Annotated in this window: 28 protein-coding genes and 2 pseudogenes; 2 read left to right on the top strand and 28 right to left on the bottom strand. The window is 32.5% G+C overall.

The annotated features are described in order from the left end of the window. Positions 1-303: 303 nt before the first annotated feature. Together ACN6MX_RS09670 and ACN6MX_RS09675 are read right to left on the bottom strand one after the other, a co-directional pair. A pseudogene (locus tag ACN6MX_RS09670) lies at positions 304-1089 on the bottom strand (alpha/beta fold hydrolase); the annotation flags it as partial. Positions 1090-1343: 254 nt separating this feature from the next. Further along, positions 1344-2813 carry an amidase family protein gene (locus tag ACN6MX_RS09675; protein ID WP_419962396.1) on the bottom strand — a complete coding sequence of 490 codons (1470 nt, stop codon included), beginning with the start codon at positions 2811-2813 and terminating at the stop codon, positions 1344-1346. 28 nt (positions 2814-2841) lie between these two features. On the opposite strand from ACN6MX_RS09675, the gene ACN6MX_RS09680 reads away from it, so the two are divergent. After that, positions 2842-3048, top strand: coding sequence for a hypothetical protein (locus ACN6MX_RS09680; RefSeq protein ID WP_419962397.1), 207 nt, complete (start codon positions 2842-2844; stop codon positions 3046-3048). Between the two features lie 152 nt (positions 3049-3200). On the opposite strand, the gene ACN6MX_RS09685 is transcribed toward ACN6MX_RS09680, so the two are convergent. The 22 genes and pseudogenes from ACN6MX_RS09685 to ACN6MX_RS09790 form a co-directional block, all read right to left on the bottom strand. After that, on the bottom strand, positions 3201-3515 hold the full coding sequence (locus tag ACN6MX_RS09685) for a hypothetical protein (RefSeq protein ID WP_419962398.1): 315 nt from the start codon (positions 3513-3515) through the stop codon (positions 3201-3203). 81 nt (positions 3516-3596) lie between these two features. Next, positions 3597-3983, bottom strand: coding sequence for a hypothetical protein (locus ACN6MX_RS09690; RefSeq protein WP_419962399.1), 387 nt, complete (start codon positions 3981-3983; stop codon positions 3597-3599). 131 nt (positions 3984-4114) lie between these two features. Further along, positions 4115-4513: a hypothetical protein gene (locus ACN6MX_RS09695; protein ID WP_419962400.1), complete on the bottom strand. Its 399-nt coding sequence runs from the start codon at positions 4511-4513 to the stop codon at positions 4115-4117. A 110-nt stretch (positions 4514-4623) separates the two neighbouring features. Then, positions 4624-5466 (bottom strand): hypothetical protein, encoded by an 843-nt coding sequence (locus ACN6MX_RS09700; protein WP_419962401.1) that lies wholly within the window; start codon positions 5464-5466, stop codon positions 4624-4626. Between the two features lie 411 nt (positions 5467-5877). Then, a complete protein-coding gene (locus ACN6MX_RS09705) occupies positions 5878-6375 on the bottom strand; it encodes a hypothetical protein (RefSeq protein ID WP_419962402.1) in 498 nt (165 codons plus the stop codon). 100 nt (positions 6376-6475) lie between these two features. Further along, positions 6476-6967 (bottom strand): hypothetical protein, encoded by a 492-nt coding sequence (locus tag ACN6MX_RS09710; protein ID WP_419962403.1) that lies wholly within the window; start codon positions 6965-6967, stop codon positions 6476-6478. Positions 6968-7264: 297 nt separating this feature from the next. Further along, positions 7265-8149: a protein kinase domain-containing protein gene (locus ACN6MX_RS09715; RefSeq protein ID WP_419962404.1), complete on the bottom strand. Its 885-nt coding sequence runs from the start codon at positions 8147-8149 to the stop codon at positions 7265-7267. A gap of 829 nt (positions 8150-8978) precedes the next feature. Next, positions 8979-9398 carry a GNAT family N-acetyltransferase gene (locus ACN6MX_RS09720; RefSeq protein WP_419962405.1) on the bottom strand — a complete coding sequence of 140 codons (420 nt, stop codon included), beginning with the start codon at positions 9396-9398 and terminating at the stop codon, positions 8979-8981. Positions 9399-9684: 286 nt separating this feature from the next. Continuing rightward, positions 9685-10458 carry a GNAT family N-acetyltransferase gene (locus ACN6MX_RS09725; RefSeq protein WP_419962406.1) on the bottom strand — a complete coding sequence of 258 codons (774 nt, stop codon included), beginning with the start codon at positions 10456-10458 and terminating at the stop codon, positions 9685-9687. A 146-nt stretch (positions 10459-10604) separates the two neighbouring features. Continuing rightward, complete coding sequence (locus ACN6MX_RS09730; RefSeq protein ID WP_419962407.1) at positions 10605-11000, bottom strand: GNAT family N-acetyltransferase; 396 nt, start codon at positions 10998-11000, stop codon at positions 10605-10607. 107 nt (positions 11001-11107) lie between these two features. Beyond that, complete coding sequence (locus ACN6MX_RS09735; protein ID WP_419962408.1) at positions 11108-12445, bottom strand: serine hydrolase domain-containing protein; 1338 nt, start codon at positions 12443-12445, stop codon at positions 11108-11110. A gap of 104 nt (positions 12446-12549) precedes the next feature. Continuing rightward, a complete protein-coding gene (locus ACN6MX_RS09740) occupies positions 12550-13476 on the bottom strand; it encodes a GNAT family N-acetyltransferase (protein WP_419962597.1) in 927 nt (308 codons plus the stop codon). Positions 13477-13643: 167 nt separating this feature from the next. After that, on the bottom strand, positions 13644-14192 hold the full coding sequence (locus tag ACN6MX_RS09745; protein ID WP_419962409.1) for a GNAT family N-acetyltransferase: 549 nt from the start codon (positions 14190-14192) through the stop codon (positions 13644-13646). A gap of 178 nt (positions 14193-14370) precedes the next feature. Then, positions 14371-14715, bottom strand: coding sequence for a serine hydrolase (locus ACN6MX_RS09750; protein WP_419962410.1), 345 nt, complete (start codon positions 14713-14715; stop codon positions 14371-14373). After that, a complete protein-coding gene (locus ACN6MX_RS09755) occupies positions 14691-15500 on the bottom strand; it encodes a serine hydrolase domain-containing protein (RefSeq protein WP_419962411.1) in 810 nt (269 codons plus the stop codon). Before ACN6MX_RS09755 ends, ACN6MX_RS09750 begins: the two co-directional genes overlap by 25 nt. A 213-nt stretch (positions 15501-15713) precedes the next feature. Next, positions 15714-15998, bottom strand: coding sequence for a CD3324 family protein (locus ACN6MX_RS09760; RefSeq protein WP_419962412.1), 285 nt, complete (start codon positions 15996-15998; stop codon positions 15714-15716). A 247-nt stretch (positions 15999-16245) separates the two neighbouring features. After that, positions 16246-16899, bottom strand: coding sequence for an HAD hydrolase-like protein (locus ACN6MX_RS09765; RefSeq protein ID WP_419962413.1), 654 nt, complete (start codon positions 16897-16899; stop codon positions 16246-16248). 41 nt (positions 16900-16940) lie between these two features. Beyond that, complete coding sequence (locus tag ACN6MX_RS09770) at positions 16941-17465, bottom strand: hypothetical protein (RefSeq protein ID WP_419962414.1); 525 nt, start codon at positions 17463-17465, stop codon at positions 16941-16943. Positions 17466-17589: 124 nt separating this feature from the next. Next, a pseudogene (locus ACN6MX_RS09775) lies at positions 17590-18575 on the bottom strand (S66 family peptidase). Between the two features lie 235 nt (positions 18576-18810). Next, positions 18811-19212 carry a GNAT family N-acetyltransferase gene (locus tag ACN6MX_RS09780; RefSeq protein ID WP_419962415.1) on the bottom strand — a complete coding sequence of 134 codons (402 nt, stop codon included), beginning with the start codon at positions 19210-19212 and terminating at the stop codon, positions 18811-18813. A gap of 191 nt (positions 19213-19403) precedes the next feature. Beyond that, complete coding sequence (locus tag ACN6MX_RS09785; RefSeq protein ID WP_419962416.1) at positions 19404-20018, bottom strand: FMN-binding negative transcriptional regulator; 615 nt, start codon at positions 20016-20018, stop codon at positions 19404-19406. A gap of 80 nt (positions 20019-20098) precedes the next feature. Next, positions 20099-20725, bottom strand: a complete 627-nt coding sequence (locus ACN6MX_RS09790; protein ID WP_419962417.1) for a LysE family translocator — start codon at positions 20723-20725, stop codon at positions 20099-20101. Positions 20726-20855: 130 nt separating this feature from the next. On the opposite strand from ACN6MX_RS09790, the gene ACN6MX_RS09795 reads away from it, so the two are divergent. Beyond that, positions 20856-22238, top strand: a complete 1383-nt coding sequence (locus ACN6MX_RS09795; protein WP_419962418.1) for a PLP-dependent aminotransferase family protein — start codon at positions 20856-20858, stop codon at positions 22236-22238. A 693-nt stretch (positions 22239-22931) separates the two neighbouring features. On the opposite strand, the gene ACN6MX_RS09800 is transcribed toward ACN6MX_RS09795, so the two are convergent. From ACN6MX_RS09800 to ACN6MX_RS09815, 4 genes are all read right to left on the bottom strand, one after another. Further along, positions 22932-23138 (bottom strand): DUF5412 family protein, encoded by a 207-nt coding sequence (locus ACN6MX_RS09800; RefSeq protein WP_419962598.1) that lies wholly within the window; start codon positions 23136-23138, stop codon positions 22932-22934. Between the two features lie 9 nt (positions 23139-23147). Then, positions 23148-23297 carry a hypothetical protein gene (locus ACN6MX_RS09805; RefSeq protein WP_419962419.1) on the bottom strand — a complete coding sequence of 50 codons (150 nt, stop codon included), beginning with the start codon at positions 23295-23297 and terminating at the stop codon, positions 23148-23150. Between the two features lie 192 nt (positions 23298-23489). After that, entirely contained in the window at positions 23490-24059 is a 570-nt protein-coding gene (locus ACN6MX_RS09810) for a histidine phosphatase family protein (RefSeq protein WP_419962420.1), read from the bottom strand. A 476-nt stretch (positions 24060-24535) separates the two neighbouring features. Beyond that, positions 24536-24883: a VOC family protein gene (locus ACN6MX_RS09815; RefSeq protein ID WP_419962421.1), complete on the bottom strand. Its 348-nt coding sequence runs from the start codon at positions 24881-24883 to the stop codon at positions 24536-24538. Positions 24884-25176 lie beyond the last annotated feature (293 nt).

Here is a 25176-nt window from a genome sequence, read left to right on the forward strand (position 1 = left end):
CCACAAAATGCTCTCCCCATTTCTCTATGAGTAAAAAATAATTGTTCCTTTTATTTCTGTTTTGAAATGATGAATTAAACAACACCTCCTTTTCTTTACTACGTTAGAAACAAATTAAAGATTCAGTTAGCGTTAAATTTTCCATTTGAAATTACCAAAAATTCATTTCTTCTTCAACTAAACTGCTTCATTAGTTTAAGTGTAACATTTCACAATGGGCATCTGATATCTGTTAGTTGCTTTGGATAAAAAATAGACTGGATGACCTTGTTTAACCAAAGCACCACATAGTTGAAGACAAAGTTATTCTTTAACCATCCATGTTATTGATTCAATGATAATATCTGGTCTATCAATATGTATGGAATGACATGCCTCTGTTGCTATTATTAATTTACTATTTTGAGAAAAATTAACTTGGTTCATAATTAGTTCTTGCCACTTTTTTTCAAATAGCCTTAACTCCCGCTCTGGTAACCCATCCTCAGTTCCTAACCTAATATTATGTTCTTTGTCTCGACCAATTACAATTAAATGGATATTAGGAAAGTCTCCTAGTTTTTTTATAGTATCTGCGTTCTGCTTCCAGTTGTTAATTTCAGAGTGCATTGCTTTGTATAACGAAGGATTAATCTGGAAATTTATTAATCGTTGCTGTACATATAAAGGAAGTTGTTTTTGTTTTTCTGTGAGAGTAGGAGTTATTATGTCTCTTAATTCTTCCTGATTCAAAAGAGAATAAGAAACACATTTTTCCATCCAAATTTCATCGGTCGAACCTTCATTCAAAACTGGTATATCCAACTCATCTAAGACCTTTAAATCGACAGAAGTTGAATCTACCAATATTATCCCTGCAACCTTTTCAGGATGCTCTTTCACAAAATGCTGGGCACATAAACCTCCATACGAATGACCAACTAGTAACACGGGTTCAAGTATTCCAAGTAGAAGCATCAACTCATTTATTTCGTTTACGACTGCCTGTGTATTACGGATATCATTTCGAATTTCACTCTCACCAAGTCCAGGTCTATGAAACATTACTACTCTGTTCAATTTGCTTAATGGCTCTATCACATCGTACCACTCATCAAATGATCAACCCATCCCTGTTAGGATAATTATTGGTGTACCATTTTTCCCTTTTTGAAGTATCTCCATTTTATTATGATTAATTGTTAAAAGTTCACTAATATTACTCCCCCCTCGCTTATGATGACGATCTTTTTTTAAACTCTTGCTTTAGTTAGTTGAATAAGAGTTTAGTAGACATTATATTTGAATCAAATTTTTTTTGGTCGATTTTATTCTTCATGAGGCTCAAGTGAATATGCCTTTTTCTATATTAATTTCGGACTTCTCCGATGTTTTGTAGCTTGTTCAAAGGAATACGCAAGTTTGATTAATATGCCTTCACTAAAAGCAGTACCTGCAAAAGTTATGCCAAATGGTCTTCCACTTTCCATGTAACCAGCAGGTACAGCTATAGATGGATAGCCAGCTTTAGCGCATATGGTTGAGCCAATATAAGACGGAAAAATTATGGCGTCAAGGTTATACTTTTTTAAAGTAAAATCAATCCCCATGTCCTGAGAAAAATACAGATCTTCTAATTTGGCATTCAAATATTCGGGATTTCTTAAAGTGTTTGGTAGATTTTCTCTATACTCCAACATATTCTGACCATATTTTAAGGCTTTCATATCATGCTGTTTATTAAATTGAATTAATTCTGCGTCAGAATGGATTGGTATGTAAGACGGTAATTGAGATAAATAATTTCCTAAACTATGTTTCAGTTCATATATTGGTACCCCCCAACTCCAATCCCTATTGAAAGAAGGTATTTCGATATTATCGACAATTTCTGTACCTTCATGGCGTAAGGTTTGAATAGCATGTTTAAACAAATTTTCATCGTATTCTCCTGAGTGATAATAGTCCTCCGAAGCCTGATTAAATATACCGATTCTAGCACCTTTCAATCCTTGAGAATCTAAAAAGACTGTATAATCTTGTTTTGAAATACCTTCACTCTTATAAGTAGCTGGATCGAATTTATCGACACCTGTTAAAGCACCTAACAAAATAGCTGCGTCCGTAACTGTTCTTGCAAAAGGTCCTGCAGTATCTTGCGAGTATGTAAATGGGATAATTCCCGTGCGACTGATTAACCCAACTGTCGGTTTAATCCCAACTACAGAGTTTTGAATCGCAGGACTCAGGATGGAAGCATCTGTTTCAGTGCCAACAGCCAATGCTGTAAAATTTGCAGCCACTGCCACAGCTGAACCTGAACTGGATCCCCCAACAAAAAGGTTAGCATCGCCATATGGATTTAATACTTGTCCCCCTCTGGAACTATAGCCCGCCCACATTGTATTCGACATTCCATTTGCTAGTTCTGTCATATTAGTTTTGCCTAAGATTACCGCACCTGCCTCACGGAGCTTTTCAACAAGGAATGCATCACTACTACTAATATGATTCTCTAGTGCAAGTGTTCCTGCACTTGTATGCATTGAATCATTTGTTTCAATACTGTCTTTAAGAAAAACGGGAATACCGTGTAAAGGACCTCTAACACCCTTTGTTTTTCTTTCATAATCTAATGCTTCAGCAATGAATATTGCGTCGGGATTTATTTCTAGTATAGAATTTATTTTCGGACCGTCTTGGTCATACTTTGCTATTCTGTGAAGGTAATACATTACCAACTCTTTAGAGGTTACTTCTCCATTTTCTATAGCAACTTGTACATCCTCAATTGTTAATTCTTCTCTAAAAAAATTATTAAACTTTATTTCCAATATAATGCTCCTTATAACCGGTATTAGAATGAACTTCCAATCCAATAAAATTAGTATTTTAGTAAGTGGTACCCAGCAATATGTAGAGAGTATTGAAAGAAACATTAAAAAGGGCGTATCTAATCTGGCACAACAAACAATTTTTAAAGATTATTCAATTGAAGTGCATAATGAAATCATATCTACACCTGTAGCAAATCCATGGTTTGAACTAGAAAAAGGGCCACCACAGTAGCTCACTATTCTTTTACTAAAGACCCGGAGGACTTAAGGTCTTTACTCTTGATTAAAATGCAATAACTTATTTAATGCTATATCTGATACTTTGAAACCATATTTTTTTAACATTATTAGTTCTATCGCTTTTTTAGGGTTCTCTTGATAAAACTATATAATTACTTCACAATGTGCCAATGCTAAATGTACTGTAAGCATTCGTGCAAATTCACCGAGTATTTCTCTATGTTCATCTTTAACAGATTCATTAGAGAAATATGTAGCTGAGACATAGTTTGCACGTTGGTCATCTTCTTCATAAATTAAATAAGGATTTTCAAAATCATCAAATGTGGCAGGTCGGAATTCATCTAAAATAGCTAAAGCATAATGTTGGTCGCTAATTTGAACATCCCACGCTTCAAAGTCCCTTAATCTAATTTTACGTTCAAAATAATCAACCATACTTATACGTTTCCTTTCCATTTATTTGACTGCTAATAATCTTCAAAATTAGTTAGTTTAAGTAGAATACTAAACAAAATTTGGTTATTCTCGTCAAACCTGTTATTTCCTTTTGATTTTAAGAGTTTTAGCGAATACATAACCTGTTAATCCTAATGATGCACTAATAACATAGCATTTATAATTATGATTTTGTAATTCTTGTTCGAGTTCATTTGTATTACCGTATAAAATCGGCCAAGCATATAATTTAAAGTTCTCAAATTGTTCTCTGTTCTCTACCAAAAATGTATTCAAATCAGCTTCATCAATGTCAAACAAAATACTTCCAGCCATTACATGAAGGAAATCATGTGCTAAATAATTCTCGAATGAAACTGTTACAATTTCATTTGTCACTGTTTCGATATCTAAAATTAATTCATTTTCTAGAAAACTTACTGAGTACCCAATTATCACACCATCGTGAATAGATATTGTAATGCCCATTCCCCCTATAAAATGCTGTGTTGTTTGAATAGAAATAAAAATTGCCTATAGCAAAACCCCATGATGTTTTACTAAAACACTTGTTAGTTGAAGAAGAAAGGAAATGTAAAAATTAATGTATCTTGTAAAAACTAATCAACTTTCAAGTTAACTTTTTCCTCATATTCGCCTGTATTAGTCCGCCATTTGATTCCTATATAAGCGTGATTTAACGATATAATTGCGTCATCTATAGCTGGAGGATTATTACCTCCTCCCGTCCCAAAGGAAATAGCGGTTTGATTTTCTTGAGGTTCAATTTCCCCATTACGTCCGCCTTCATCAGTCACTAACGAATAAGTGACATATAGAAGTTCCTCATCTCCTGTATATTCAATTACTCCTCTATCATAGAGTTCTGAATCTGTTACTTCGTATGTTACTTGTGCTTTCCATAAGTCCCCATCACCAGTAGCATAAATGGTTTCTTGATTTGAACAAGCAGTTAGTAGAATCATTGCAAATAGTAAAATAAGTATTTTTCTCAACATAACTCCCCCTCAAAAGCGGATTAAATTATCCTTAAAAAATAACTATTACACTAAAGTGCCCGTTAGGCATCCATGCAGCAAAAAAACGTTGCACTTATGTGCTTTGCCAGCTAACACCTTACAAAGACCCTTTCTGCATCATCATACATTTTTAAGGATTTAAGTAATTCAATGGTTAACTCCCACACTGCTTCATGATAACCAGATGTTAAAATATACCAGTAATTAGCATCTCTAATAAAGGCCAATTTTTCTTCCTTATTTGTTTGTCTTAAAAAATGATGCATTCGTTCGATTTCTTTTTCATCACAAGTCCTTTGCTCAGAAAATGTAAAGCGTTGGTTTGTAGCATTTTTCTTACCTTTACTTACAATACCAAGCCCATCGTGGGTAGAAATTATGCTGTTTGACAATCTTTCCTTTTTTGCATCATTTAAATAACCAAATAGCTCAAACGGCTGTAATTCCAATGATTCTTTGAATCGTGTAAAAATCATATCTCGTTGTTGTTGCCAAGCAGCCGGAGTATCGCTTTCAAATTCTTTAAACATATTAACCATTTCCCTTTCATCCTTACACTCCCAACAAGATTCCAACATTTCAACATATGGCACAGAGGCTGCCAAATTTAAAAACTCTCGAATATTCCTTGCCATATAACGAATTGGTGGATCATTAGTAGGCGTGACACAAACAATAGGTGCCACGTTTAGACTCGATACTTCGTTGAAATCCGTCAAAAAACCAAAATGAATACCGTTTCCACCCGTGCTTGCAAAAGGAATCAAATCTGGCGGTGTTATTGAATAAGGTTCAAATTGGATACTTGGTATTAACCCAATGGTCGCAAGAGTCAAACCATCTTTTAGTAATTCTTCTTCAAGACTGATGAGCTGATAGACCTCATTAGGTATATCATAAGAACCATACGCTTTCTTTAAATCATCTTCCATGTACCATCATTCCTTTCACCTAATAATAATTCTACAGAGCAACTACAAATCCTCTTATTCTATTAAAAACCGAATAGAAACTTAAATTGCAGTAGAAAAGCACAACCAAGTCTTTTGTATATTTGGTTGTGCTTTTCTATTAACCTGATTTTCTAATTCTGTTTTTCCATTTTTCCGAATAAGCTTTTTAGTAAATTGTTCTTTTCTCTCATTCAAGACGCTGAAAAATATTTTTTAATTAAGAGATTTTAATCACCAAACGCAAATGTTATTTCCGTTTCCTAAACTATTGTCCCATCAACCTTAGCTATACCTTTTCCTTTGTAACGATGAATTGATTTAACTGCTTGATAAAACGTTTCCTGGATTAATTCTTCTGATAAATCCTAATTTGATGTTAAACAAAGAAGGTTAACTTTTCTTCAATTCTTCAATTTCAAAATTCATCTTCCCATCTCTATACTTCGCAAACGGGTCATCTTTTTCACCGATTAACAATTTTCCTTCATAAATATCAGCAACTTCATTCCATTCAAATTTCTGTCCATTCTGTTCTACTTCAAGCTTTATATGATGCCAAAATGAGTGACCGTCTTCATACTCTACATCTACAATTTCAAAGTCTATTAATTTATAATTTTGTTCATTCAATATATCTACTTTCTTTAAATAAAATGCTTTGGCTTCCTCGTCGGAGAGTGTAGTCCCTTCGACTAATTTACTATCTTCACTCTTGCTCTCATAATCATATAGATATAATTGTACAAATGCTTTTTCAAAATCTTCATCTATAATAGCTTGATAATAAATTTTGATAGTATTTTCAGCTTTTTTTTCTTCAATGAAATTACACCCGGTCAACATTAGACTGAATGTAAAAATCAACATAATTAGAAATGGTTTCTTCATGCTAATCTCCTACCTTTGAATAGTGTATATCTCACTTTTTCTCTTAAGAATCTACTTACTTATCGAGTACGGGTACCCGACAGGAGAATGGAATAATATTCTAAAAATTAGGTTCTCTATTTTTCTTTTTTAGTCGACTAAATACAACCGCAAACCCTGCTATAGATAAACATAAAAGCAGTAACATTAAAAAGGTATAGCAATTGAAAAATATTGAGTTTGAAAAAGTGTTAAAGAGTGATACTTCATTAATATTATTGAATGTAGGTGAAGCTCTTACAATTTCTTCACGAAAATTGATTGCTTTATTTATTGTTGAGATTAGAATAAATAAAGTTAGAACAGATGAGAAAGTAGTTAATATAGTTATCTTATTTGTATTAAGATGTATATTCATCCATTTGTAAAGTAATAAAACAGTCCAATAAACAAAGATTAATAGAAATGGATATAGCATTAAGATAAAAAATAAGCCAGGATTTCCATTTCCACCACCACCTTTAAGCGGCTCAGTCATAATATTTGTTAAAAGAAAAATTGAAATTGATATGGCAATGCACAAAATATATAGAATACTATAAAAATACTTCAATAGTTGACCTCCTCTAGAGATTTTCGTCAAAGATGGTTGGTTTTTTCATCTGTAGGATTTACTTGACCCATTGTGCCATTAAATAAGGCTTGCGGGGAAAGTAAAATAACTGCCTTAAATTCAGAATCATTAGGTTTTCTAATCTCCATTTATAAACTTTAATTACTACACAGTGGAAAGAAAAATTGGCTTCTAATCAACTAACTTCCAGCCATTGTAAGTACGACTCTTCCCCGAAAATAAACTAAAAAAGAAAAAGGCGATCTTCCTGTTAGAAGAATCGCCCTATGTTATTAATTATTTTAACGCTACATTCCATGCTTCATATAATTCTTGAATCGTTGAGTATCGTTTATCACGATCATTCTCTACAGCTTTTATTGCTATTTCATATAATTTTGGGTTGGCTTCCCACTTTGAAAATGAATGATCCATTTCTCCACCTAATAATCCAAATGCGATTGCTCCCATATTGAATACATTGGTTTTGGAATCAATAGGATCCCCTAGAGTGAACTCTTCTGGAGACTTAAATCTTGTAGAACCCCAAAAATGTTGCCCTAAGTTATTTACTGAAGGGGATTTACGATAAAAATCTATATCACATACTTTTGATTCGTTATTCTGAAAATCGTATAAAATACTTCCGTCATAGAAATCTATGGCCACAAATCCTTGTGATTCTACATAACTGTGAAAAGAAAGTATTGCATCGAGGGTATCTAAACGTTTATGAATGTCAAGGTTCTTGAAACGATAGAAAGGAGACGAAGGATTAGTATACTTGGACTGACCGCCAAAAGACCAATGAGAATGCAAACACTCACCTTCGAACCAATCAAAAACCAATGCATATCCACTTTCTAAGCGGAAATGGTCTATCAATTTTATTAAATTTGGATGCTCTAAACTTTTATAAACTGGTAAAGCCTCTATCAAACGTTCAATTGCATCTTCTGGTTTTCCAGAAAAGTCTATCGGTTTAGAACCAGCATATTTAACGAACATTTTTTTATTATTATTTTCTATTCCAAAACTAATATTTCCAGAATCTTGTTGATCAAATACACAAAAAACATTTCCTAAATTCTTTAACCATAGAAAATCATGATTCTCTTGTAACTGGAAACTTATATTGTCAATAACTATTGTAATTGGGTTCTGCTGCTCAACATTGTTCACAATAAGATCCTCCTATTTAATAGGAATCACGCAGTTTATAGGGGCATTTTTGCGTTACCCTTTTACTGGAATAAAACCCCATTAATAATCATCATCGTTTTCATAAGACAACTCCTCCTTCCGAATCCATTAAAGAAAATTATAACATCTTTTAATTGTGAATATACACTCTTTTCTGTCAAATAGTATTATTTAGACATGAATGTTTAAGTTACCTCGATGTTTTGGAAGTAAAAATAGTCACTCAAAAAAATGGTCTTTGTTTAATTAGAACACTCGATAGGTTGAGTAGTTAATTTTCGATTTCTTGCGTTGTACCATCAGGATTTACTTGGAAATTTCGCAGTTTACCTGCTTCATTTTTATAAATGTACAAATACATTATCACTTCATCATCTACATAATTTATATATAACTGATAGTTAATATTTTCATTTCTTAACTCATCGAAGGGCACTCTTTGAAGACTTTTTTCATATTCAAAACCCTCTCTAACACTATCATAAAGCCAAACTTCATTACCTTCAAATTCTCCTTCTCCTGCTAAAGAATATTCTCCGAAAATATCTTTTATCTCTTCTTTTGTTAACCCTATTTTTGCATTTTCTTCAACAAAATTTTTAGTTTTTTAGTTATTTCTGAGATTTATTTACTTCAGTGTTCGGATTATTTTCCGAACATCCAGCTAGAATAATTGTAAGTGAGAAAAAAACGATTAGAATTTTATTCAATCTTTTTCAACCTCTCATATTGGTATAACTTGCCGTAGTTAGAGAAAAACGTTTTCACTCATTGTAGAAACGCAGAGTTAGTCGAATAAATCAAAACCTTATGTTGATTTAAAGTAAATTATCTCTGTATCTCCCTCATCTAAATTTTCAACAAATCCACTTTGTATAAATCCATTTGATTTAAATACTTCTTGCATTCTTTTATTTGATTGATTGGTTGAAGAGAATATTTTCTTAGTTGGTGATATGCTTATAAAATATTCTATTAGGGATGTTGCATATCCTTTTCTCCTTTCATTCGGTTTAATTATTATTAAGGATATAAAGCTACAATCAAAGAAATGAGTATCAAAAATTAAAAATCCTACAAATGTGAACTCGTTTTTGATAGTTATACATCTATCTTCCTCAATAGCCTTTTTTATGTATTTTCGTCTGCTATCACTACCTATTACTTCTATATCAATTTTTACTATTTCATCTAACTCGTTTAATTGAGATACAATAAAGTGTTTCATATTAAAGTTCTCCTTATCGAAATTTTAATGAATGAAGAGATGTCTAAGCTGGCCATTATCTTTTCTTTTCCCTTCTTTAATAACGAAATGAGATTCAAAAACCACAAAACAGCTATCACTGGTATGATTAACATAAAATACAACATATTTTAGCATCTCCCTTTGAACAACAGTGTATATAATATTAAGAAATCATCCATTTAAAGTAATAAAAAGTCATAAAAAGGATTAGTACATCAGAAAGTGATAGCTGTTATATTTTATAAGTTTTTTCAATAGAACGATCTTACCTTTTATAATCGATAAAATATGTATCATATGATTCTTGAAAATTGTATCCAAGTTTTTGGGCTAATTTAACAGATTCCTCATTAGCAGCATCCCAACTAGGGTATTTTCCTCTATCCAGGCAATCTAATATCAAGGTAGAGGCAATTATTGTTGCTAACCCTTTTCTTCTATGGTTTGGGTGACTAGCCACCTCAATCTCAATCCCATCATCATATATACTAAATGATGTTGCAGCAGAAACTACTTGACCTTCATTCAAAATAGCATAACCTACTCCTCTATTGATAAAATCATCGATAGAATCAAACTGACTTATAAAGTCTTCAGAAAGTTCATGTAAAGATGGGTCTTTTGCTATCTCTTTATCTATTCGCTTAATCTCATAACCTTCTGGCAATGTAGATAATAGATTCTCTATATGTTTTCTATCCAAGTGCTCTGGTTTCTTTTTAAATCTGTAACGTTGAAACTTCTCAATTGATCCAACATGAATAGTTTCTATACGATTTTTCCATTCATCGGAACCAACAATTGCAATAGTAAAATCAGGTAGATTAAAAAGTAACTCTTCAGCTTCCTTTGACTTGGAATCCCCAGCAAAGAACACAAAAATCCCAACTGTTATTTGAGCAACTGTTGGATTCTCGAGGTTATCAACCCAAGCATTTCCCATATGCCCTTGAAGATAGGAAAGTATAATAGTGCTATCAATTTCTTCAAACATTGAGATTAACTTTTTCCTTACATTTATATCTGCTTCATAAATCATTAAATTCCTTCTTTCTAAAGTAATATTGTACATTTCCATCGATATCCATATTATCATATATTTTTAGATAAATGAGAAATATAATAATTATCAATTAATTAATCAGAAACCCGTATTCTTCAAGTGCCTGTTACTAACAATAATTATCATTTCGGTGCTTGCCATAACCCTCCTGAACCAGGTGTAAAGCCACATTCTTTATAAAATTTAGTTTTATTTTTCTCGTATGACACCGTTATAATTTTTAATCCAAATCGGTCAGACTCTCGTAATAATCCCTTTACTAACTCAACTCCGATTCCCCGTCCTTGATACTGAGGATGAACAATTAAGTCTTCCATATATCCATGCTCTAAACCCATTCCACAAACATACCCGAAGGCAATCAGCTTATTATTTTCATCTCTAACCCCAGCCCAGAAATTACAGCGTTCAAACAATGTGGGATAATCTTCATCTCGTCTATCCCAACCAACATGTTCTCTTAATTCTGGTACTTCGTTAATAGATATTGGCATTCTTATAATAACTTTATAGTTCATATTGTTCCCATCCTTTACTCATCATCATCAACAAAGTTAATTTCTATATAGACAGGTTCTATTCCTTTTTCACTATACAGCGTCTTTAGTGAACTAGGAAAAGTAGTCTAAACATTTTTATGTTGCTCTACTAGAGCAGAAGTTTTATTTTTATAAGCTATATATTTTTTTTCATTAAAATCTTTATACTCTACACCAACTATTTCACCTGCCAATGAATAATGGAATATGAGCTGCTCATTAATCATCTCGGTTACAAAAGTTGATTGTGATTCATTATGCCTGACTGGCACAAGTTTAAATTTATATAATACCCCGTACAATTTTGAAACTGTTAAATATAGTTCGCCATTATTTATAGAAATATCTAAAATTTTAATCTCGTCATTTTCAATAAAATACTTTCCAGCAATAGGTTCAGTGTTCGAAAAGTTGATTGGTTTAGTTGGAAGTGGGATTGATACATGTTCATCAAACATTACCTTGGCCATCTCTTGAGTTAAATGTGTTACAGGTGTAACGTTCATATTGCTTAGATAGATTATCGTAACTTGTTCATCGGCAAATCTAAGAAAATTACTAGAAAAACCACTAATATCTCCAAAATGATGCATACATTTTCTATCGAACATTTCAGAGACTACCCAACCCGAAGCGTATGAACTAAGGTATGGTGTAAACATTTTCTCCTTCAGTTCTTTGCTAAGGAACTGAGATGATTTTAACGCCTGATCCCAAAGGAATAAATCTTCTGTTGTAGAATACAAACCATAAGCTCCTAAAGGAAATGATAAATCTGCGTATGCTGTGTGAATTGGTTTTTCCCAGAATGAATAACCAGAAGCTAAATCTTCAACTATCTCAATCCCATCATCACAGCCTGTATTATTCATACCTAATGGGCGACATATTTTTTCTCGTATGTACTCTGCATATGACATATCTGAAACTTTTTCGATAATTGCAGTGAGTAAAGAGTATCCTGAGTTTGAATATTCGAATTTACTACCAGGTTCAAAGTTCAATTCAAGATGTTTAAATGAATCGATCAGTTGATGTAATGTCATCGGAAGTCTCATTGTTTTTGACCAATAGTCGGGAAAACTCGTGTAATTTGGAATTCCTGTAGTATTTGTTAAACACTGATAAATTGTAATTTTTTCACCATGTGGATAATTAGGGAGATACTTTCCTATACAATCATCTATACATAATCTCCCACTTTCATGTAATTGATATATACCCATAGCTGTAAAAGCCTTAGTAAGTGATCCGATTTTAAATTTAGTAGTAGATTTATTGGGTACAGCATGCTCCCAATTTGCCATACCAAATCCTTTGTTTAAAAGAATATTTCTGTTTGTCGCTATTAAAATTGAACCATTCAAATATCCATTTGCTTCGTATCTTTCTATCCATTTACCTAAACGTTCCGCTGCTTTCATGTAAATTCCCCCTATACTCCTTACCAAATCTTTATAACATCTTGTTCAACAAAACTGCTTCATAAGGTGAATAAGCAAACTAAAAATAAAGGAATATAAACTGTTTATTTTTTTAATTGATAATATGCTTCCATGAGTTCTTCTATTGGAATACTATCTATTTTCATACCAGTTAAATCACTTCGTTGTATTTCTAGATTTCTAAGATTACAGTTCATAAATTTACTTCCTTCAAGGTCGCATCTTTCAAAGGAGATTGGCTTTTTTTCATCTCCAAGATTTGTGTCCATGAAACTAACCCCTTCTAAAGTGACAAAAATCATCTTGCTGTTAGAAAGATTTAAATCGGCATATAGTGAATTTCGAAGATTTATATTTTGGAACTTTGAGTGGCTAAGATTACAATTGCTAATATGACTATTCATTAGATTACAGTTACTAAATGAACTTTCGTCTAAATTTACTCCATAACACTCCGTTTTTGTCATATCACAATTCACGTATTGGATGCTTGAAATGTTTTTATTTTCAACTAGGTTTTCTTTTTTTGATGAAGTTCCTATTTCTTTTAGATAACCATATTCCTCTTCCGTTTCATAGGTTTTTTTATAACCCATTTTTTCATAAAAATAATGATTGTTAATTTGTCTACCTGATGTCTCAAGATCCCAAGTCCTTACATTAGGAAACTCTTCTTCTAGTAAATTTATTACTCTTGAGCCTGTTCCTTTACCTTGGTGCTTAGGGTCAACGAAAATACGGTCTATTCTCCCAAAATTTTTGCCGGAAATTGTTATTATGATTCCCCCGATAATTTCTTTGTCTTGTAAGACTTTAAAATACTCCAATTCCCTAATCATATATTTAGTCATTTCAATAGAAGAATATCCAGGTGGTTTAATATTGTAATCGGTTACATCGGGTCGATTTGGAAACCATTTTTTCACTTCTTCATCAAAAGTCCTTTTCTTTATTTCTGTTAGTTTTTCAGCATCCACAATTGAGGCTTTTTCAATGGTTATAACTGGAATTTTAATGACCTCCTTTATTATTTGCCCTTATATTAACATGTAGTAAAAGTGGTAGTTCTTCAAATAACCGCACCATTACGATGATTAAAAATAGACTAAGTATGTTTATTCATCTTTTTTCCGACCTTGTTACCACTTGGACCAAGTTGTTGGTGAAACTTAATACATCAGTTCTTTTTTGTAAGCACATAATGATAATGTAATTGATCTTCGATTTCAACATTCCCTCTAAGGCGAAAGCCGCATTTTGCTATTACTTTATTTGAAGCTATATTATGAGGAAGAACCACAGCATTCAACTGATCAGAATCCGTGTTTTCAAATAGATAGTTCACTAATCCTTTTACTGCTAGTGTTGTGTACCCCTTATTTCTATATTGCTTAAAAATAGCATAAGCCACTTCTCGATTTGGTCCACTCAGTTCCTCTTTAATACCCGTATTACAGAATCCAATAAATTCACCAGTCTCTTTTAAAACAATTCCCAACTTCAGCCACCCATTGCCTATACTAGGGATATTAGCTAAAAAGTCTTTATTACCAGGTATCTCATAATTTGTAACCCAATCTAATCTTTGTTCTATGGTCGAACGCCAATCTGGCAAAAATTCATATACCTCGGGTTGTGAAGTTAGTTCATAGATAGCAGCTACATCTTCTATTCTAAACTCTCTTAGCAGTATTTCTCCGCAGTCTATTGTAAATACATCGTTCATAATCATTACTCCTCCAATGTAAACATCATAATTTGCTAAGAATAATAATAGACACTAGCAAATAATAGTGAAACAAAATTTCAAAAACAAAAAGTAGTAAACAGATTATATGCCTATTTAGTTTTGAATCCCTTATCAATAAGAACCCCAAAAGATATACAATTATCCATTTCAAATGTTAGGAATCTATGAAAGTATCTATTATTTGTTTACATATATCATGATGAATAGTCCCGTCAAAATTTAATAAGACCACTACACCTAAATTGAGTTCTGGTACCATTGATATAAGTGATCTCACAGCTAGCTGACCACCCCCATGTTCCACTAATCTAAATCCTCTATAATCATCTGTAAACCATGCGATTCCGTAACTTCTAATATCACTTTCGAATCGCCATTCCTCATTGACAAGGTGAATAGGTTTTTGCATTTCTTCAATCAAATCTGAACGCAAAACTTTGGATTTTTTATTCAAATGGAATAGTATATACTTTCCTAAATCATTTGCTGTTGAATACAAGTAACCAATAGGAGCTGAGATTGAGTTTTTAGGAAAAGGAGTTTCATTTTAGCCTCGCCTAAATAATACTTAGCACTGTTCATATCTTTTTCAACTTTTTGTGAATCACTAGTAGTTCGATCCATGTTCAAGGGGATAAGAATTTCATCTCTAAGAAATATTTCCCAATTGCGACCTGTTACTTTTTCAAACAAATCAGCTAGTATCACATACGCATCTGTGCAATAATTCCAGCCCATCCCTACTGGATACTCCAACTCTACTTTTTTAAACCACTTTGTTATATCATCTCGAGTTTGTATACTACTAATCTCTTCTTCTGTAAGGTTGTAGTAATCTAATGCTTCTTGAAATTCTGTGAGTGTATCTGAAAAGATTTCTCTTACATTCGGAGCAATCATATTGGCAATACCTAAATTAGAAGGTAATCCTGCTGTATGGGATAACAGATGCTGTATGGTGATGGTATCACTCTGTTGCTTATTTTTTGTTCTGAAGTATGGCAAATATTTTACAACGGTATGGTTCAATGAAATCAAGTTCTTTTCAACTAGTTGCATAATAGAAAGTGCCATGAAATTCTTAGAAATGCTTTGAATACTCATCAATGTATCACCATCAATAGATCGGTTTACAGGTTGAATCTGTGAGTAGCCAAAACCTTTAGAATAGATACTTTCAGAGTCTTTAACGATTGCAACGCTTACTCCAACCCCTTGCTGATTACTAATAATTTCATTAATATCATCTGTTATTCGGTTTAATTTGTGCTCCAATTGTTTCATACCTTGTCTCCTTTATGCATACAGTTTTTCCTAACTATTTTTAGATAGACTAAATGTGAGTATGCATATATTATTAGCCATTGAATTTCCATTTCCACACGTCTTTTATTAGGGTTTATTAGATTATATCTGATTAATATTACTTGAATATACCTCATATTTATTTCATAAAAGAAAATAAGCCAATGCGGGATATAACCACATTGGCTTATTTCAAATGTTTGTTCTAATTCTCTTTTCTTTTAATACGATTCTTTGAATACTCTTTGCTGATAAATAATATTTTCTACCCAATTCAGCCACATCTATTCCCGATAGGTAATCGTTATAAATAGTAGTATTTCTTATATTTAATTCTCTTATTGTAGCAGTATTGGATCCCCAACTCTGTTTATTATCTTCTCTTCGCGGGATATAAATATATTCACCATCAACATATTTTTGTATTAACTCTATCAACTCAGCTGGTAGAACATTATTTGCTTTTTTATAGCTCATTGTTTGCACTCCTAAATATTTATATTTCTTTTAGGAAGAGCAAAGGCTATTTTTTTATAATTTTATGCAATAGCCTTTGCTATGCAAAAAAAGTATTCTTTCTCACACAATCAATCCTCCTTACATTTCAGCTTGTTTTTCCTACAATCACGCTTTACTTAAGCGCATCGTTAGGAACCATGTAATTCCAAAAAATTCTACACCTGAAAGTATATTACGTTCTTTCATAGGAAATGAAAAAGTTATTTTACATTCTAGGTAATATTGTTGTTAGTTCAATTAAATCATCTATTACGAAATCAGCATGTGAGAGTTCATCTTCTTGTGCAAAATCAAAATTACAACCAATTGCCATTAAGCCGTTATCTTTAGCCGCATTTATATCAGATAGACGATCTCCGACTACTGCTGCATTTTTTATATCATATTTTATTAATATACTTTTAACTAAATCACCTTTATCTAGTGTCTGTATTTGCTGAATACTAAATGTTTCAGTTACCCAATTATCTAAATTATAATAACTCACAATTGCTTTTAGGTATTCCGTCAAACCATTACTCGCTATGTAAATGGTATAATCATTCGCTTTTAAATAGCTGAAAACTTCCTTTACATTCGGATATAAAGCACCTTTCCCACTACTTATATTTTCAACTAGTCTACCCAGAAAATATGCATCCGTTTGTTCTCTTACTTCATTGGAGTGATTAGGCAACAGAGCTTCCCATACTTTGGGCAAAGGTACCCCCATAATTTCACGATATTTATCAATAGGAGTTACTGTATCCCATTTGTTTAATGACCGTAAATAGTTAAAAGTATCATCCAGTGATAATTCTAAAATTTTATCTGTTTGAAATAGAGTTCCATCCATATCAAAAATTAGTGATTGTAACATTGCTTTATCTCCTTTTTTGCATAAATACATATTATTAACCTTTAATTTTCATAGACAGGTACAATTTTATCAAATTGTGTTCTCATCGTCTTACTATCGAATAACACTGATTTATTTATGAAAAAGTATATTCTTAAGCCATCTTCACCTTGTATAATTTTTGCATTATCACTTTCTTCATCTTTTACCTGTTTTATTTTATTATTTGTTATTACTCCGTAACGAACAAAAAAATCATCAAAATTAGTGAATGTCCAGTTTAGACCATCATCTGTTTGAAGAGGAAGTGAGCCTCCTCCCGAATGCCACTCCCACTTAGCACCCTTTAACTTGATAAATCCATCGTGAAGATAGTTGTCTTTCGTATAAAAAACTAGAATACCGTCATTAACAACTTCTAAATGAATTATCTCTTCTACTTCTATATTGGTATCTTTCATTTCATTAAGTAATTGTTCTTCAATTGTAATATTTTCATGGCTGCGATCACAGGAGCTTAATAGAAATATAGAAATAAAAGATAAACAAGCAATTATACAAAATTTAATTCTTCTATTCTTTTTCATTTTTCTATCCCCCTTGATTGCGCCGACTATGTACCTAAACAAATTGCTGCTCCATCGGAAAAGAAAAGATATTACGCTCATTCATGGGAGTAAAATAGGATCTATTATTTTTTTAGGGTGCAGCCTATAACCAGTTTTCTATGCATATTACCTTTTTAGCATCTGCATCTAACTTTACTTTTTTACCTATCGCTAATGAATGCATCGGATGGGTGTGACATGTATCAAACTCAGCTAAAATTGGAATGCCGCGTCCGTCTAATTGTTCAATCAATAAATCTAATGGTCTTTTTCCTGTTTCTAAATCATCAAAAAGTTCATGTTTCCCTAAAATTATGCCGGCAACTTATTCAAAAACTCCGTGTAACTTTAGCATTGCAAAGTTTTTCTCGACAACAGATGCATTTTTCATACAGTCCTCGATTAATAATATATCGCCCTGTTCAATTGTAGGAAAATATGGCGAACCAATAAAGCCGTACATTGCATTAATATTACCACCTATCAATCGACCCTCCGCCACTCCACTTTGACCCGTAATCCACTCATTACGATAGAGAACTTTCTCGGTTGTTTTTTCAAGCCAATTCACTGGCACATCAGACCAATATGGTGGCATCGGTATTTCGTACGGAAGATTATTTTCTTCCATGAAATATTGTTCAAAATAACGATATGTATTATTTACAAGAGGCTCAAATTCACCAAAAGAGGGAATAAGAGAAGGTCCATAATATGTTGTAATACCTGTTTTAGCATAAAGGGAAAGTAAAACAGCAGTGGCATCAGAATATCCAATGACTAACTTTGGATTATCTTTAAATGCTTCATAATCAATATATGGCAACAAACTATTTGAATTTGTGCCACCTATTGTAGACATAATTCTGGATTTCGTAATAATTTGTTTAATTCCTCGGCACGAGCTTTTGGTGAGCCAGAACGATACACATCTGATTGCCCTGTCAATTCTCCTTCTACAATAACAAAACCTTTTTCTTCTATAAAAGCTTTAGCACGTTGAAAACGTTGATATGCTGTAACTGTTGCAGGAGAAGACGGAGTAAATATTCCGATTTTATCTCCTTTTTTTAAGCAGCTTTGAACCATATTATTAACCTACTTTCTAATAGTTTATAGATTCCTATAAATACTACTTTACTACAATTTAAGTACTTAAAACTAACATGTCTGTTAGTTCAATTTCCTAATTTTATCGCTCTTCTTCAAGCAAACTGCTGCTACTTCAAGTACAACAATATACACTTACTCGTCGAAATCTACTTTGATATTGTGAACGTAAAATCGAACATCGAAATGACGATCTTGTTTTGCTGAGCATACGTTAAGTTAAAGAAAACTTCTGCCAGACTCCTCCTGAACCAGGCGTAAAGCCGCATGTTTTATAAAACTTTGTATTTTCTTCCTCATAGGTTACTGTAACTATTCCTAATCCAAAACGTTCAGATTCCCGTAATAATTCTTTTACCAATTCTCCTCCAATTCCTTTCCTTTGATACTCAGGATCAACAATAATATCTTCCATATATCCATGTTCTAAGCCCATTCCACAAATATAGCCAAATGCTATTAGTTTATTATTTTCGTCTCTAACCCCAGCCCAGAAATTGCAACGCTCAAACAAAGTAGGATAATCATTATCACGTCTTCCCCATCTAACAAGTTCTCTTAATTCAGGCACTTCATGATTAGATATTGGGATGTTTATCATGACTTTATAGTTCATTTAATCCCCCGTTTCCTCATCTACAATATAATTCTGTATTAATTTCTATATGATAAAGTCTTATTCCTTCTTCTAAAACCAAACTGCTGTGTTAATTCATAAAAAAAGAGTTGCGATTGCAACCCATTAACTCTAACTAAATAATAGTCTTCTTAAACTAAATTGCTAATATAGTGAAATGGCATCTCCCCTTATTTTTTATTTTTTTTCATAGCTTCGGCCAATTGATGAGAATTTATATTTTCTTCTTCTTGTAATTTTTCAACAATGTTATGATAATCCTCATCATTTCGATTCTGACTTAATTTATAAGCGGCTTGTACTTCTTGTACTTTTATTTTAAAGCCAACAATCCCTTTTAGTTGACTTTCTAATAGCTGAGGCGATAACTTATCCCATAGTACTGGGTTTTCACGTTGCTTTTCATACTTATCTAGCAAATCTGCAAGATCTTGTTTCAACTCTTCTTCATCTAATATACTTGCATGGCCATATACATGTACTGCTTGGTAATTCCATGTCGGTACATTTTCATGCTCGTACCATGAAGAAGAAATGTAACTATGTGATCCCTGAAATATGGCTAGAACATTGTCACATGTTTCAAATGTTCTCCATTGAGGATTCCCATATGCCATATGTCCAGTTAAATAATAATCCTCTCCATGCTTTTGAAGCCCTATTGGAAGATGGGAAGCAATGGGTTTCCCTTTTTTAGTTGTAACTATTGTAGCAAATGAGTTCCTCTCCAGAAATTCTATAATTTCATTGATATTTGTGACCTTAAAATATTTTGGAATATACATAATGGCGTGCTCCTTTTTATATTAAAATGATTTACTGAAATCTCTAAGGTCAGTTATAATAATAATATTCGGAAAAAATATTATGTTCCTATGAGTAATACTTGCAAGCCTAGTCCGATATATAGCAGACCTAAAACTTTTTGCCCCCACCTATTTATTTCAGTCCCCCGCTTGATTAATTGTCCAATTGTTCCAGTAAATACGGATAAGATCATTGTATAAATAACAGTTAATACAACAAAAATTACACCTAAGATTAAAAACTGCGTTACGATTGTACCTCTCTCTGCATTGACAAATTGCGGAAATAAAGCTAAAAAGAAAAGTGCTGTCTTTGGATTCAAGGCTTCTACTAATATTCCTTCCCTATAAACTTTAAGTAGTGACTCCTGTACAACATCAGGCACTTTTATGGATGATGCTTTTGCCAAAAATGCCCGAATACCCATATATAACAAATACGCTGCTCCGGCAATTTTGACAATATTAAAAGCAACTGTAGAAGTCATAAGAATAGCTGAAAATCCAACAGCTGCTAATAACACATGAATGAAATCACCTGTTGCAATGCCTAGACCAGTTATAATGCCTGTTTTGGCCCCATCACGAGCGGATCGAGTAATCATTAACAAGACAGCAGGACCTGGGATCAAAAACAACCCAAAGACTACCAAAATAAATGCGCTCAACTCAGCAATATTTAGCATCGAATTCCCCCTAATATTTTTCTGATTATTTTAAAGCTTATGGAAATTGGTTAGTTTAAATAGTATTATAATAGTTGACATATAAAAAGATACAATTCAAATAAAATAGACATGTCAGGGGCGATTTATAATGAAAAATATCATTTTTGCTTTAGACGATCACTCCGCCAAATACAAACAGGTATATGAGCGTTTTAAATTATTAATTGAACATGGGGACCTACAGGAAAACGAACAATTACCTTCCATACGACAACTGGCTGATTCCCTTCAAATCAGTCGCAATACGACATTAATGGCTTATGATCTGCTTGTCGCAGAAGGCTATATACGGGGAGAAGGAAGAAAAGGCTACTTTGTTAATGAATTAGAGCCTCATTTATTTCAGGAGGAAGTCATTACTATTCCTAGCAAACAATCTGAGCCGGTGACAACATTTTTCATTGATTTTAAAGCAGGGGCTGTAGATCAAACGAACTTTCCTCTTAAAGCTTGGAGAAGAATTACTAATTCAGTACTGACCTTACAGGAGAGTTTTCTATACGGGGATCCTTTTGGTGAAATGTGTTTGCGTAAACAAATTGCTGTCTATTTACTCCAATCTCGCGGGGTAAAGACTGATCCAAATGCAATTATCATTGGGAGCAGCACACAGCAAATGTTAATTAATATTGGACAAATCCTAAAGGTTGATTTCCCAAGCGTAATCTTGGAGGACCCAGGATATGATGGAGCAAAAGAGGCATTTCAATTCCATGATTTTACACTTGAAACTTTACCAGTTGATGAAACAGGTGCTGAGTTTTCACAATTAGAAAATATGATATCGCGCTTAATTTATGTGACACCTTCCCATCAAAGCCCAATAGGTATAAGCATGTCCATTCAACAAAGGCAAAAACTCATTCAATGGGCTACCAAGAGAAAAGGATATATTATTGAAGACGATTATGATAGTGAATTTCGCTATTCACAAAAACCGTTTCCGGCACTTGCTTCCATCGATTCAAGGAGAGTGATTTACCTAGGGAATTTCTCCAAGTCCTTTCTTCCAGGTATTCGTCTAAGTTATATGGTGCTGCCGCAGTTAGTATTAAATCGTTATAAAAACCAATTTCTTCATTTCGAGAGTACCTCTTCACTCCTAAGCCAGCTTTCAATGGCTAAATTTATGGAAGAGGGAGAATGGAATCGCCATATTAAAAGAATGCGACTTGTGTATAAACGAAAAATGCAGTGCTTAGTTTCAGATTTAAAAAAACAATTCAAACAAAGTATATCCATTATTGGGGAGCAGTCTGGTTTGTACGTTTTAGTTAAGGTACATCTAAATCGTTCAGAAGAATGGTTAATCGAGCGTGCTTCCATTTATGGGGTTAAAGTGTATCCTACCTCCATCTATTTCATAGAAAATCATTCAGCGGAAGCAATTATTAAACTTGGCTTCAGTAATCTTACCTTTGATGAAATTCAAGAAGGAGTGAAGCTTTTAAAAGAGGCTTGGAGGGGCTAAATTATTACTTTATGCCTGTTACCTAAAAAGGTAATGGATCGCACATTAACAAACTCTATACACCACCTAATTACGCATGCAGGAGTCTTAATGGGATAGTTTAAAATACATGGTTTTGTCATCCCAATCCTCGTTATCGGTTTATTTGTAATATTTCGTATCTATAAAAATGGAAAAAAAAAGAGTTTTATCTACCGTTAATTAATTTAACTATTTCAATTGTAGTTGAGTTTGTTTTAACCTGATGTTCATCCATTACTTTAAGAAAATTTTAACTGATGCACCCTTTTTGGTGTCTTAAACTAAACGCACTCGTTAATTGAAAAAGAAAATTTATCTTCAAGTTCGAATTTCATGGAAATAATTAAAACTCTTCTTTTAAGATAGAGTACAATTTTAGTGCGTTTCCAAATTAAAGAAAATCATCAGTTAGCCTTCCATACAGAAAAAAATGCAGAACTGCTGAGTTTGAAAATTGTTTTAACAATTATGGGTTAATGTATCTGTCATTCAAGTCTATTTTAAACACGGCTATAATCATGCGTTAGTTTCATATTATTGCATAAATTTTCACTCCTATTAATTCTCTATCTCAAATTCATGCTCTATCTAAACTGCACTGCTGGTTTAAGTGTACATTTCATAATCGATTTCCGAAATCTACTTAAATTTTATTGTTTATATTCTTTTAATTTATTCATTCCTAAAGTCATAAGTATCATCAATGGCAATTTCAATACTATTAACAACAATCGTTTCATTATTAATCCATCGAATTTCATTAACATTTGGAGCCACTAGAAAAATATTCTTTCGAAATCCCGATTGAGAATCTTCAAGAACCCCTATATATGTTACAGCGTTATGGAATGGTAGACCTCCGTTAAAATATACCGTTATACTTTTCTCTCAATCTGGAGAAATATAAATACTTTCTTCATTATTCTCATTCACTTGGATACTACTTAGTGTTGGGTTTAATAGTTGGTACAAAAATAATATGCAAAACAAAATAATGCTCGTAGAAACAAATATTAAAATTTTTATTAATTTACTCATTTTACTCCTCTTCTCCCTAAAATCATTCATATTGGTAATTCTATGCGAATATTCCGATCTTATTGAGGGCATTATCAACACTAGTAAAGTTCAAATTTATTTTCATATAAAAATTGGTGTATAAGATTTCTACTTAACTAAACTGTTACGTTAATAAGAGAGCGTCTCGGTTTATTGCAGAAATACCAGTTTCTATTTCAACAAAAAATATGTACTACAACTCCAATGTTTTGCACCAGATTTTCTTTTGCCTTTCCAGCCCATATTCCGTAATTCCTTGGCAATTAACATATTAAAAAAACCATGACCAACTAATACTATTGATTTATGTTCTTTGGCGTAACTAATTAATAGTTTTGTAGCCTTCTTTGCCCTAAATTTTGCCTGCTTGAAAGACTCACATTTGTTAGAATAGCCACAAAACCATAGTAGTCTTAAAATTACTGCCCAGTTATTTGGCTTTAATTTTATATTAAATAATATTGTTAGATTAGCTGGTAACTCTATTTCTCGAAATAAAGGGTCGGAAATTGTTTTTGTTTTTGGATTTAATAAGCTTGCTGAGACAATAGATCTTTTTAAATCACTTGTAACTACAAACTTTGCAGTTGCTACTTTTTCAATTGTTATTTCTGGGTATGTTGATTCTTCAAACACACCGTTATAGTCATATTTTTCATTCCATTTTTTAAACTCTGCAAAAGTTATTGTATCATTTTCCAACAATTGCGATTTACCATGTCGTATTAATGAAATCTCCATAACGAACTCCCTTTTTAAACTTTACTGGTAGCCACTTATTCAATACTCTAATTCAAATTGAATAATTCCGAAATTACTTCAGCACTTCCTGGCGAAAACATAAATAGTGATAACGAAATACATAACAGTCCTACAAATACCAAGCTAAATTTTTTATTCCCAAGTAGCCCTTTAACAACTAAAACTAATCCCACGAATAATATTAAAAAATACCAAAAGCCCATCATCTCACCCCTTCACTCAGCTTTATTATAATGACGTTACCGTTCACGAAAAGTTCTGACTCTTCTTTTTAATAAAATAAATTTACGATATTAAACACATCCATTCTTAATTATTGAAGTAAACGCCTGCGTGTAGCATTTCACCCTAGATCATCGAATCTTCAGGATTTTTGGGCATAAGAAAAGACCATCAAAATGACGGTCTTATTTACTAAAAAACCCATTAGCTTAATGGCAAATGATTACAGCCTGCTATTTCTCCCAAAGCTCGATCAGTCGACCTTCAGGATCTTTAATCCAAATAAACTTTCCAAATTCACTAATCTCTTTTTTCTTTTCAAGAGGTACACCAATTTGTTCGAGATGCTTAATAGTCTCATTTAGATTATAAACCTCGAAATTTAACATCACTTGTTGTTCTATTGGAAAATAGCTGTCATTCTCGGTAAAGAAAGAAAAGACAGTCTCATTTCCTGATTGAGGTTTAATCACAGTCCCATTCCAATTTTCTATTTCAATCTTCAACACTTCACTGTACCATTTTTTTGTAACATCCAAATTATTAGTTCTCCAAAATATTCCCCCGAAACCTTTTATCATCGTATCTAACTCCTATCTGTCTTTAAATTTTAGGGTTTTAATTCCTCAATTAAAGCAACTCCGAATGACTTTCAGCTGTATTTTAACAAATTAAAGTTTGGAGATAACCTGATATTTTATTATTTCTACAAACAACTGGTATAGTAACGAAACATGTATTAAACAACGAAAACTATTCCTTTTTTAGATTTAAACTATACTAATCCAACTATTTATTACATAAAATATTTAATTCACTTATAATAAAGGAAAGCATTAGTAAGTTTAGAGTGATTCTATCAAAAAATAATTAG

The organism is Psychrobacillus sp. BM2 (genome assembly GCF_048572895.1).
Classification (GTDB): domain Bacteria; phylum Bacillota; class Bacilli; order Bacillales_A; family Planococcaceae; genus Psychrobacillus.